At 70.8% G+C, this 11,440-nt stretch carries 10 protein-coding genes; all 10 read left to right on the top strand.

Annotation, left to right across the window (positions count from 1 at the left end; genetic code table 11):
- The first annotated feature begins 1 nt into the window (after position 1).
- Positions 2–466, top strand: coding sequence for an acyl carrier protein (locus tag ACFUNE_RS11730; RefSeq protein ID WP_383565720.1), 465 nt, complete (start codon positions 2–4; stop codon positions 464–466).
- Positions 463–2,379 (top strand): HAD-IIIC family phosphatase, encoded by a 1,917-nt coding sequence (locus ACFUNE_RS11725; protein WP_383565291.1) that lies wholly within the window; start codon positions 463–465, stop codon positions 2,377–2,379. Before ACFUNE_RS11730 ends, ACFUNE_RS11725 begins: the two co-directional genes overlap by 4 nt.
- Positions 2,380–2,498: 119 nt before the next feature.
- Positions 2,499–3,488 (top strand): LLM class flavin-dependent oxidoreductase, encoded by a 990-nt coding sequence (locus ACFUNE_RS11720; protein ID WP_383565289.1) that lies wholly within the window; start codon positions 2,499–2,501, stop codon positions 3,486–3,488.
- Between the two features lie 172 nt (positions 3,489–3,660).
- Positions 3,661–5,274 (top strand): ABC transporter substrate-binding protein, encoded by a 1,614-nt coding sequence (locus ACFUNE_RS11715; RefSeq protein WP_383565287.1) that lies wholly within the window; start codon positions 3,661–3,663, stop codon positions 5,272–5,274.
- Positions 5,259–6,260 (top strand): ABC transporter permease, encoded by a 1,002-nt coding sequence (locus tag ACFUNE_RS11710; protein ID WP_383565285.1) that lies wholly within the window; start codon positions 5,259–5,261, stop codon positions 6,258–6,260. Before ACFUNE_RS11715 ends, ACFUNE_RS11710 begins: the two co-directional genes overlap by 16 nt.
- Positions 6,257–7,066: an ABC transporter permease gene (locus tag ACFUNE_RS11705; protein ID WP_383565283.1), complete on the top strand. Its 810-nt coding sequence runs from the start codon at positions 6,257–6,259 to the stop codon at positions 7,064–7,066. The genes ACFUNE_RS11710 and ACFUNE_RS11705 overlap by 4 nt, the downstream gene beginning before the upstream one ends.
- A complete protein-coding gene (locus ACFUNE_RS11700) occupies positions 7,063–8,742 on the top strand; it encodes a dipeptide ABC transporter ATP-binding protein (protein WP_383565281.1) in 1,680 nt (559 codons plus the stop codon). The genes ACFUNE_RS11705 and ACFUNE_RS11700 overlap by 4 nt, the downstream gene beginning before the upstream one ends.
- Positions 8,743–8,851: 109 nt before the next feature.
- The gene (locus ACFUNE_RS11695; RefSeq protein ID WP_383565279.1) at positions 8,852–10,039 is read left to right on the top strand and encodes a cytochrome P450; all 1,188 of its coding nucleotides are present in this window, start codon (positions 8,852–8,854) and stop codon (positions 10,037–10,039) included.
- Positions 10,040–10,046: 7 nt separating this feature from the next.
- Positions 10,047–10,253 (top strand): ferredoxin, encoded by a 207-nt coding sequence (locus ACFUNE_RS11690; protein ID WP_383565277.1) that lies wholly within the window; start codon positions 10,047–10,049, stop codon positions 10,251–10,253.
- Between the two features lie 18 nt (positions 10,254–10,271).
- Entirely contained in the window at positions 10,272–11,405 is a 1,134-nt protein-coding gene (locus ACFUNE_RS11685; protein WP_383565275.1) for an acyltransferase family protein, read from the top strand.
- Positions 11,406–11,440: the final 35 nt, after the last annotated feature.

Below are 11,440 nucleotides of genomic sequence, written 5' to 3'. Positions count from 1 at the left end.
GGTGGACTGGGACGCCCTGCTGGGGCGGGGACCGGCGGCGCCGCCCCGCGACGTGCCGGTCTACCCCTTCCAGCACACCTCCTACTGGCTGTCCAGGACGCCCTCCGGACGCACCGGGCGGGAGCCCTTGGCAGTCGGCCCGCAGACCGTTCGGGAGGAAGCCGGGGAGCCGCTGTCGCCACTGGCGGCGCTGGAGCCGGACGACAGGCACCAGGCGGTGCTCGCCCACATTCTGGAGGCCGTGGACGAGGCGCTGGGCCATCCGCCGGGCACGGTGGAGGCCGATGCCGATCTCACGGAGGCCGGCATCACCTCCTTCGGGTCCCTGGAGATCGCCACCCGGCTCTCCGCGCGCATCGGTTTCGACGTGCGTGCCACCGTGGTCTTCGAACACCCCACCGCCCGGGAACTCGCCCACCATCTCGGCCGACTCCTCGCCGGCCGGCTGCCGGAGGCCGTCCGATGACCACGCCCGACGGCGGAGCGCTCGCCGCGCTGCGCCTGCTCCACCGCGAGGGCACGCTCGCGTCGCGCTTCGACGAGGTGGCGGCCCTGCTCTCCGGCCTCGGTCCCGACGATCTGGCGGCGGCGTCGCGGCTGCTGGCCCGCACCGATCTGAGCGAGGCCGCGGGCCACCATCCGGCCCTGCCGACAGTGAGCGTCGTTCTCACCGGCAACGGGACGCTCGACGCCCTGCGCACCGCGCTCGTCGGGGAACTCGCCCGCCACGGCTATCTGCCGGACGTCGGGCTCACCGACTTCGGTTCGTACGTCTTCGAACTCGGCGACCCGGGCTCCTCGCTGTACTCACGGGCCGCCGACTTCACGGTGTGCGTGCTCGACCACACCACGGTGTTCGACGAGGTGCCGGTCCCCTTCACCGTCGACGACGTCGCCCGGGTGCTGAGCGGGAAGACCGCGCTGTGGCGGCGGCTGGCCGAGGGGTTCGCCGCGCACGGGCGCGGCACGCTGGTGCTCAACACCGTGCCGCTGCCCCGCACCCGGCAGGCCCAGCTGCTCGACCACTCCGCACGAGCACGCCTCGGAGTGCTGTGGCGCTCCGCCAACAGCGATCTGCTCGCCCTCGGCACCGAGGGCGGTCCGGCCGTGACGGTCGACATCGACCCGCTGCTCACCGTCGACGCCGTGCTCACCGAGCCGAGGTTCGAGGTCTACGCGGGTGCCCATCTCTCCGACACGTTGCTCACGAGCTACGCCAGGGAACTGGCACATCTGGTCCGGGCGAGGACCGGTAGGGCCAAGAAGGTGCTGGCACTCGACCTGGACGGCACCTTGTGGGGCGGAGTCCTCGGGGACGACGGGGTCGAGGGGATCGAGGTCGCGCACGGACGGCAGGGTGCCGCGTTCCACGCCTTCCAGGGCGTTGTCCGCCAGCTCCAGTCCCAGGGCGTCCTGCTGGCGGCGGTGACGAAGAACGACCGGGCCACCGTCCTGGACGCACTGCGCGAGCATCCCGAACTGAGGCTGCGGGAGGAGCACTTCGTGGCCGTACTCGCGGACTGGCAGCCCAAGCCCGGCCATCTGAGGGACCTGGCCAGGACGCTGAACCTGGGGGAGGACTCGCTCGTCTTCGTCGACGACAACCCCGGTGAGTGCGCGGCGGTCAGCGCCGGACTCCCTGACGTCACGGTGATCCCGGTCGACGCCGATCCCGCGTTCCACGTCGAACGGCTCCTGGCCGACGGATGGTTCACCAGCAACGGTGTCACCCACGAGGACCGGGTGCGCACCCGCCTCTACCGGGAGGAGTCCGCGCGTACGGACTTCCTGGGGGCCGCGGGATCGGCGCGGGAGTTCCTCGCCGGGCTCGGCGTCCGGCTCGAACTGGCGCCTGTCACCCCGGAACAGGTGCCGAGAGTGGCCCAGCTGACCCAGCGCACCAACCAGTTCAACCTCACCACCGAGCGGCTGACCGCCGATGACGTGCGCGAGAGGTCGGCCGACGGGGCGCGGTCGGTGGTGGTGCTGTCCGCCGCCGACCGCTTCGGCTCCAACGGCATCGTGGGCGCACTGTTCCTGCGGGCGGACAAGGAGGGTGGCGCGGGGGGTGCGGCACTGGAGATCGAGAACTTCCTGCTGAGCTGCCGGGTGTTCGCCCGCGGCATCGAACAGGCTTCCCTCTCCGCGGTGCTCGGGCAGGCCCGGCGGGCAGGCTTCACCGAAGTGCGCGGCGCCTACGCCGCCACGCCCAAGAACGCCAAGGTCGCCGATCTCTATCCGCACTACGGATTCGTCCCGCAGGGCGGCGCGGCCCCGGGCCGGTACGTACTGAGCCTCGCCGGCGAGGAGACGGTGCCCGGAGTCCCCGGCCATCTGGCGCTCGAAGCGGCCGGAGGTCTGGTGCCTGAGCGGCCGTGACGCATTGACAGGGTGAGGGCTCCTCGCCTTAACTGGCCGCGACAGTAAAGTGAGGCTGCCTCAGGATGCGATCGGGGCGGCACGGGCCGCCGTACGGCCACCGACATGAGGAGAGGGCCTTGACCCAGGAAATCGCGATCTCCGTGCACGACACGGCGCCGGTCTGGCGGGGCGACCGGGCCGGCGACGCGCTGCGCCGAAGCATCGAACTGGCCAAGGCCGTCGAGGACCTCGGGTACCGCCGCTACTGGGTGGCCGAGCACCACAGCACGCCCGCCCTCGCCACATCCAGTCCGGCCGTGCTCGCCGGACCGATCCTGGCGTCCACCCGCTCGCTGCGGGTCGGATCCGGCGCCGTCCTTCTGCCCAACCACTCCGCGTACGCCGTGGCCGAGCAGTTCGGCGTGCTGGCTTCGCTCTACCCCGACCGTGTCGACCTCGGACTCGGCCGCGCCACCGGCGGATCTCCTGCCTCCGCCGCCCGGTTGGGAGACCCGCGCCGCACCGGCTTCGACCAGCAACTCGCCGAACTCCGCGGTCTCTTCGACGGCGGCGGGCACGAAGGCGTGCGGGCCGTCCCCGAACCCGAGATCCCGCCCATGCTCTGGCTGGTCGGCTCCAGCGTGAGCAGCGCCGTGTACGCCGCACAGCACGGACTCCCCTATGTGTACGCCCACGCCATCGTCGGGGGCGGAGCGCCCCAGGCGCTCAACGCCTACCGCGAGGCCTTCCGGCCCAGCGCCCAGCAGCAACAGCCGCACGCCTCCGTCGCCGTGATAGCAGTGGTGTCCGACAGCGACGAACGGGCCGCACGCCTCGCGAAGTCCTTCGTGTACGGACAGATCCTGATGCGCACCGTCGACCCCGACTCCGTGCTGCCGACCGAGGAGGAGACGGCCGCGCACCGCTTCAGCGCGCAGGAGGAGAACTTCCTGCGCTCCAGGATCGACCCGCAGTTCGTCGGATCGCCGGACCGGGTCGCCCCGCGGCTCGGCACGTTCATCGAGGAGACCCGTCCCGACGAGCTGTTCGTGCTGACCCAGGTCCCCGACCACGAGGCCCGGGTCCGTTCCTACGAGCACATCGCGAAGATCGTCGCCTCGGTCTGACGGGCTCGACGGGACGGTCCTGACACCGCGTGGGCCGCGGTGCGCACACGCTTTCAGAGCGGGTTTAGAACGGCCGTGCACTGTGACGGCCGAACGCCACTGCGAAGCGAATGCGATGAGGACCAGGATGGACTCCGGTACAAGACCGCGAACAAGCAGGCACGCCGCCCTCGTGTCAGGGGCCACCGCCGTGCTGATGACACTGCTGGCCGCCTGTTCGTCCGGAGGGGACGGCGGCGGCACCGCTGCCGGAGGCACGCCGAAGGAGGGCGGCACCCTGCGGCTTGCCGTCGAGAAGGAACCGGAGTGCCTGGACCCGCACCAGAGCCCGACCGCGTCGGCCCGGCTGCTGGCCCGCCCCCTGGTGGACTCCCTCGTGCACCAGGATGCCGAGGGAGCCTTCCAGCCCTGGCTGGCCAGCAGCTGGACCGTCTCGGACGACCGGCTGACCTATACCTTCGAACTCCGTGACGATGTCGGCTTCACCGACGGCACCGCCTTCGACGCGGCGGCCGTCGTCGCCAACCTCGAACACGTAGCCGACCCCGCCACCAAGTCACTCCTCGCCTCCAGCCTGATCTCGGCGTACGACTCCTCCCGCGCCTCCGGTCCGCACACCCTCGCGGTCAAGCTGAAGAGGCCCGACTCCGGCTTCCTCGGCGCCCTCGCCCTGCCCAACCTCGGGATCGAGGCGCCCGCCACCCTCAAGGGCTCCCCGGCCTCCCTCTGCCAGAAGATCATCGGTACCGGCCCCTTCCGCAGTGACGCGGGCCTCGTCGCGCAGAAGGGCATCGACTACACCAGGAACGCCGACTACGCCTGGGCCCCGAAGGGTGCGGCCCACCAGGGCAAGGCTCACCTCGACGGCATCGAGGTCAAGGTCGTCCCCGACAACGCCTCCCGGTTCGGGGCGCTCAGCAGCTCGCAGGTCGACGCCGTCACCGCGCTCGACCCCACCAGCCTGCGTCAGCTCAAGTCGACCAGCGGATTCGAACTGCACAAGTCGCAGTTTCCCGGCATCAACTACAGCTACTGGCCGAACACCGAGAGCGGACCGCTCGCCGACGTCAGGGTCCGCAAGGCACTGCGCGCCGGCATCGACTGGTCCCGCATCGTCGAGCGCGTCTACTTCGGCGAGTACGACGCGGCGACCGGCGCCCTGTCAGCCCGCACCCCCGGCTACAACGCCGCACTCGCACCGTCCTACGCCCACGATCCGGACGCCGCGGCGAAGCTGCTCGACGAGGCGGGCTGGAAGGCGAGGGACGCCCAGGGCTACCGGACCAAGGACGGGAAACGCCTGAAGGTGCGTCACCTGTGGTCCGACCCCTCCATCTCCAACCTCGCCGTGCAGATCCAGGCCGCGGCCAAGGAGCTCGGGGTGGAGACGATCGAGGAGAACGTCGACGGCGGCACCTTCGTCGAACGACTGCTCGCCGGGGACTACGAACTCATCGACACCAGCTTCTCCGCGCCCGGCCCCGACGTGCTGCGCGTCCTGTTCGGCAAGGAGAACATCCCCACCCCGGAACGCGGCATCAGCAACAACATGGCCCGCTACTCCGACCCCGAGGTGGAGCGGCAGTTCGACGCGGCCCAGCGCGCACAGAACCAGAAGGAGCAGTTCGAGATCTACGGCGACGTACAGCGACGGATCACCGAGGACGCCGCCGTACTGCCCGTGTACTCACCGCTCTCCACCCTCGCGGCCGGCTCCGCGGTCCGTGGCACGGCCTTCAACGCCGACGGTTCCGCCGATCTGTACGGCATATGGCTGGCGTCCTGAGCGCCGAGGGGGCCCGGCCCGGTGCGACTCCGGGCCGGGCCCGCTCAGGCCGGCTCCTGCGGGTCGTGCTGCTGCGCCTCGCCGCCTCGGCAGGAGTGCTGTGGGGCGCCGTCACCGCCACCTTCTTCCTCGTCCAGCTGATGCCCGGCAGCACCGCCGACGTGCTGCTCGCCCGCTCCACCGTCACACCGCGCATCCGCGCGGAGATCATCGCGCAGTACCGGCTCGACGACCCGCTGATCGCGCAGTACGGCGCCTACCTCGGCCGGATCGCGCGCGGCGACTTCGGGGACTCGTACGTGCTGCGCCGCCCCGTGTGGGACGCCGTCGCAGGGCAGCTCCCCGACACGCTGCTGCTGATCCTGTGCACCCTGCTGGTGACCGCGGTCGCGGCCGTCGCCCTCGCGGTGGTCAGCGCCAACCGCCGCACCTGGGTACAAGCGCTGTTCGCCGCCGCCGAATCGCTGGTGGTGGCCCTGCCCCCGTTCTGGCTCGGACTGCTTCTCCTGACCGTCTTCTCCTTCACCCTCCACTGGTTCCCCACCGTCGGAGCCGACGGGGCGGCGGGGCTCGTCCTGCCCACCGCGGCCCTGGCCGCCGCTCCCACCGCCGTGGTCTCCCAGGTGCTGCGCGAAGGGCTGCTCAGAGTGCTGGAGGAGCCCTTCGTGACCACCGCCCGCGCCCGGGGCCTCGGTGAACTCACCCTGCGACTGCGCCATGTACTGCGGCACGCGCTGCTTCCCGCGATCACACTGCTCGGCTGGATCGCAGGATCGCTGATCGGCGGCGCTGTCATCATCGAGATCGTCTTCTCCCGGCAAGGTGTCGGCCGACTGGTGCTGACCTCCGTGCAGAACAAGGACATGCCCGTCGTGATCGCCGTCGTCCTGCTCGCCGCGACCGTCTTCGTCGTCGTCAACATCCTGGTCGATCTCCTCCAGTGGCTGATCGATCCCCGGACCCGGGACACCGGGAGGGTGTCATGAGGCACCGCCCGTACGGCCTCTGGGCCGGGACCGCCGTCCTCGTCGTCCTCGCGGTCATGGCCGTCGCCCCCGGCCTGTTCACCGCCACGGATCCCAACGCCGCCGACGTGGAGGCGATCCTGCGGCCCCCCGGCGGCTCCCACTGGCTCGGCACCGACCAGAACGGCCGCGACCTGTACGCCAGGATCGTGTACGGAGCCGGGCCCTCCCTGGTGATCGGCGCCGGGGCGACCGCCGCCGCACTGGTCGTGGGTACCCTGCTCGGCATCGCGGCGGCCCAGTCCGGCCGCATCGTCGACCAGGTGCTCAGCCGGCTCCTCGACGTGGTGCTCTCGGTGCCAGGCCTGCTGCTGGTATTCCTGGTGGTGGCGTTGCTCGGCCCCGGCGGCAGCACTGCCGCCGTCGGACTCGCCGTGGTCTCCCTGCCCGGCTTCGCCAGGATGGCCCGCGCCGAGGTGATCGGGCTGCGCGGCCGCCCCTTCGTCGAGGCCGCGCACGGATTCGGCTGGTCCCGTCCCCAGGTCGTCGTCCGGCACGTGCTGCCCAACGCACTGGGGCCGGTACTCGCCCTCGCCACCGTCTCGCTGGGATCGATGATCGTGGCCGGCTCCAGCCTCAGCTTCGTCGGTCTGGGCCCCCAGCCGCCGACCGCCGAATGGGGCGCGATGCTGGCCGGAAGCCGGGAGTTCCTCGCCTTCGCCTGGTGGCCGGCCGCCTTCCCCGGGGCTGCCATCACCGTGGCCGTACTCGCCGTCACCGTGGTCGGCCAGCATCTCCAGCGCAGCGCCGACAGGAGGCAGCGATGACCGATGTTTCCCCCCGTCCCGAGGACACCGCCCGTCCCGGCGGCACCGGAACCCGCCGGGCCGGAGAACCGCTCGTCCGTGTCGAAGGACTCACCGTCTCCTTCGGCACCGGCAGTCACCGCACCCAGCCGGTACACGGTGTCTCGTTCACCGTTCCGCGCGGCCGGATCGTCGCGATCGTGGGCGAGTCCGGCTCGGGCAAGAGCGTCACCGCACGTAGCCTCGTCGGTCTGGCAGGGGACGGCGCCGACGTGGCCGCCACCACCCTGCGCTTCGACGGACTCGACCTGAGCCGGCTGAGGCCCAGCGGCTGGCGGGCCCTGCGCGGACGGCGCATCGGACTGGTCCTCCAGGACGCCCTCGGCTCCCTCGACCCGCTGCGCCGCGTCGGGGACGAGGTCGCCGAGCCCCTGCGCGAGCACCGCACCGTGCCGCCCGCGCGTCGGGACGCCGAAGTGCTCAGGCTGCTCACCGCATGCGGTGTGCCCGAACCGGCCGTCCGCGCCGGGCAGTACGCCCACCAGCTGTCCGGCGGACTGCGCCAGAGGGCTCTCATCGCCTCCGCGCTCGCCGCGGGACCCGATCTCCTCATCGCCGACGAACCGACGACCGCCCTCGACGCGACCGTGCAGCGGCAGGTGCTCGAACTCCTTCGGGAACGCGCGTCGGCGGGCACCGGAGTCCTGCTCATCAGCCACGACCTCGGGGCGGTGGCCGAGTTCGCCGACGACATCCATGTGATGCACGAAGGGCGTTTCGTCGAGCAGGGCCCAGCCGCCCACGTGCTGGAGAACCCCACCCATCCGTACACCAAGGCCCTCGTCGCGGCCGTTCCGGGAGGTGGCGGGCGCACCGGCCCGCCCACCACCGGCGACGCCCGCACCGTACTGCGGGCCGAGCGGCTGTCCAAGCGCTACCGGCTGTCGGGACGTGCGGTCCTCACCGCGGTGGACGACGTCTCGCTCACGGTCCGGGCCGGCGAGACCCTGGGCATCGTCGGGGAGTCGGGCTCGGGCAAGACCACCGTGGGACGGATGCTCATGGGGCTCGTCGCCCCCGACCAGGGCCGGGTCGAGGTGGACGGAGTCGACTGGGCGGCGCTGCACGGCTCCGCACGCCGCGCCGCCAGGCGCCGTATCCAGATGGTCTACCAGCATCCACTCGGATCATTCGATCCGCGCTACACCGCACGGCAGTTGCTCGAGGAGCCCTTGCGGGCGGCCCGTGCCCCGCGCGAGCAGCGCGATGACCGTGTCGCCATGCTCCTGGGCCATGTGGGCCTCTCCACCGAGGTGCTCGCCCGGCGCGCCCGCGATCTCTCGGGCGGCCAGCGCCAGCGCCTGGCCGTCGCCCGAGCCCTCGCCTCCGACCCCGACGTCATCATCTGTGACGAGCCTGTCTCCGCCCTGGACGCGGCCGTCCAGGCCCAGGTGCTCGACGTCCTCGTCGAGGTCCAGGAGCGGCTGGGCGTCGCCTATGTGTTCATCTCCCACGACCTCGGGGTCGTCCGCCGGCTGAGCCACCGGGTCCTGGTCATGAAGGACGGCCTCCTGCTGGAGTCCGGCAGCGCCGAGCAGATCTTCGAAGCACCTGAACACCCCTATACGGAGCAGCTCCTGCGCGCCGTACCCAGAGTCCGCGCCACGCGGGCGACGGCCGTTCATAAGCGACTCTGAAGCCTGGCTGAACCGGCCTTGCCGGTCTTTCCGCCTTTCCCTAACGTCGACCGGACGCGTCGAATTCACTCCCTTTCGTTTCCCACGACGAACGAAGGACGAACCAGCAATGACCGCAGCGCCGCCGTATCCCCAGAAGCGCACCTGCCCCTATCAGCCGCCCGCGGGATATCGGGAGATAGGCGAGCAGGGACCCGTTCTCAAGGTCACCCTCTTCGACGGCCGGGAAGCATGGATGGTGACCGGGTACAAGGAATCCCGGGAAATCCTCACCCACCCGAATCTCTCGTCCCTGCGCACACACCCGGGATTCCCCATCGTGGCCCCGAGGTTCCGCTCGCAGATCGCGCGCAGCCTGGCACTGATCGCCATGGACCCGCCCGTCCACGACACCTACCGGCGTTACCTCAACCCGCACTTCAGCCTCAAGCAGGTGCGCGCCATGCGCCCCGAGCTGGAGAAACTGGTCTCCGGATACGTGGACAGGATCATCGACCACGGACCGCCCGCCGACCTCGTGCCGCTGCTGGCCGTGCCGCTGCCCTCGCTGGTCATCTGCCGCCACCTCGGGGTGCCCTACGAGGACCACGACTTCTTCCAGGACGCCAGCGGCAAGGTCATGCTGGGGACCGAGGAGGAGTCGGCGACCGCGGCCCAGGAACTCGTCGACTACATCGACGCACTGGTCACCGAGCAGATCAGGACCCCGTCCGACGGGCTGCTCGGACGGCTCGTCCGGGAGCGGGTCCTCCCCGGCGACCTCGGCCACGACGAGCTGGTCTCCATCGCCCTGGTGCTCCTCATAGCCGCCCACGAGACCACCTCGTCCTCGCTGGCGCTCGGCGTGATCACCCTGCTCGAACATCCCGAGCAGCTGGCCCTGCTCCAGCAGGACCCCGAGCGGCTGCCGGGTGCCGTCGAGGAACTCCTGCGCTACATCGCCACCACCGATCTGGTCGCCACCCGCATCGCCAAGGGCGACATCGAGATCGCCGGGCACCTGATCCGCGAGGGGGAGGGGGTCCTGGTCTCCGGCACACTCGCCAACCGCGATCAGGACGTGCACCACGACCCCGACACGTTCGACATCCTGCGCGAGGACACGCACCACGTCACCTTCGGCTTCGGGATCCACCAGTGCCTCGGCCAGAACCTCGCGAGGCTCGAACTGGAGATCGCCTTCAAGGAACTCTTCTCCCGCCTCCCGGACCTGCGCCTGGCCACCCCCGTCGACCAACTGCCCATCCTCGGCGCCGGCACCGTGCAACGGGTGCTGTCCCTGCCGGTGGAGTGGTGACACAGCCGTGCACATCAGTGCTGACCGGGAGTCCTGCATAAGCGGCGGCCGCTGCATGGCCACGACCTCGGAGGTGTTCGACCAGGACGACGAGGGCCTGGTCGTGGTCCGCACCCCCGTACCCTCCCCCGATCAGGAGGAACGCGCCCGCAAGGCCGCCTACCTCTGCCCGGCCGGGGTCATCCGCATCACCGAAGACCCCTCACAGGGCTGATCCAGGAGCGCAGCACCCATGTCGAGTCCGTCCGGCAGATCCGTCCGACTGCCGTCCCTCACGGGAATGCGGTTCTTCGCCGCCTTCCTGGTGTTCCTCTGCCACTCCTTCGTCCTCGGCTACTTCGACCGCGCCACCGAATCGGCCCTGCGCCCGTACGCCTTCGCGATCGGCTGGCTGGGCGTGGAGTTCTTCTTCGTCCTGAGCGGCTTCGTGCTGACCTGGTCGGCACGAGAGAGCGACACCCCGAAGCGCTTCTGGCGCCGCCGCCTGGCGAAGGTCTTCCCGAACCACGTGGTGATGTGGACGGTGGCAGTGCTGCTGGCCCTCTGGGCGGGATGGGCGGTCGACCTGCCCAGGGCGCTGCCGAGTCTGCTGCTCGTGCACACCTGGTACCCCGCACTCGATGTGATCGTCTCCGTCAACGTGGTGACCTGGTCCCTCGCCTGCGATCTCTTCTTCTACCTGATGTTCCCGCTGCTCCACCCGCTGGTCCGGAAGATCCCGGTCCACCGGCTCTGGTGGGCGGCAGCGGCGGTCGCCGTCACCGTGATGGTGCTGCCGGCCATCGCGTACGCGGGGCTGCCCGGCACGCCACCGCTCCCCGGCCAGGACATGTCGCTGACCCAGAACTGGTTCCTCGTCTCCTTCCCACCGGTCAGACTGCTCGACTTCCTGCTCGGCGTCATCATGGCGCGCATCGTGCTGACCGGACGATGGATCCGGTTCGGACCGGTCCCCGCGACAGCGCTGCTGGCGGCCGGCTTCCTGCTGCAGGTGTCGCGTTTCCCCGGTGTCTACAGCCTGACCGCGATGATCGTGGTCCCCATCGCCCTGTTGATAGCCGCCGTGGCGACCGCCGATGTCCGGGGTGGTTCCACTCCGTTCCGCAGTCGCGCACTCCAGTGGCTGGGCACGGTCTCCTACGCCTCCTACCTCGTCCACTACGTGGTTCTCGCCCACGCCCACACCCTGCTGGGTACCGGACGCACCTGGGACGCCGCCCCCGCCGCCGGGATCCTCGCAGCGCTCTTCGGTCTGACCACGCTCATCTCCTGGGCGCTCCTCCGCCTCGTGGAGGAGCCCGCCATGCGCCGCTGGGGAGGTGGCGGCGACAGCCCCGTACGAAAACCGTCGCTGGAGAACGCGTGACGGCACACGCACACCGGGGGCCGGCCACCGCCCCC

Source organism: Streptomyces sp. NPDC057287, from assembly GCF_042667905.1.
Taxonomy (GTDB): Bacteria; Actinomycetota; Actinomycetes; order Streptomycetales; family Streptomycetaceae; genus Streptomyces.
The sequence above is the reverse complement of the archived record's forward strand: the minus strand, read 5'-3'. Positions and strand labels throughout refer to the sequence as shown.

Bases quoted from the DNA above. Each gene is read 5' to 3' on its own strand.
- ACFUNE_RS11725 (WP_383565291.1), top strand. From the start codon at position 463: ATGACCACGCCCGACGGCGGAGCGCTCGCCGCGCTGCGCCTGCTCCAC.
- ACFUNE_RS11705 (WP_383565283.1), top strand. From the start codon at position 6,257: ATGAGGCACCGCCCGTACGGCCTCTGGGCCGGGACCGCCGTCCTCGTC.
- ACFUNE_RS11700 (WP_383565281.1), top strand. From the start codon at position 7,063: ATGACCGATGTTTCCCCCCGTCCCGAGGACACCGCCCGTCCCGGCGGC.
- ACFUNE_RS11710 (WP_383565285.1), top strand. From the start codon at position 5,259: ATGGCTGGCGTCCTGAGCGCCGAGGGGGCCCGGCCCGGTGCGACTCCG.
- ACFUNE_RS11695 (WP_383565279.1), top strand. From the start codon at position 8,852: ATGACCGCAGCGCCGCCGTATCCCCAGAAGCGCACCTGCCCCTATCAG.
- ACFUNE_RS11685 (WP_383565275.1), top strand. From the start codon at position 10,272: ATGTCGAGTCCGTCCGGCAGATCCGTCCGACTGCCGTCCCTCACGGGA.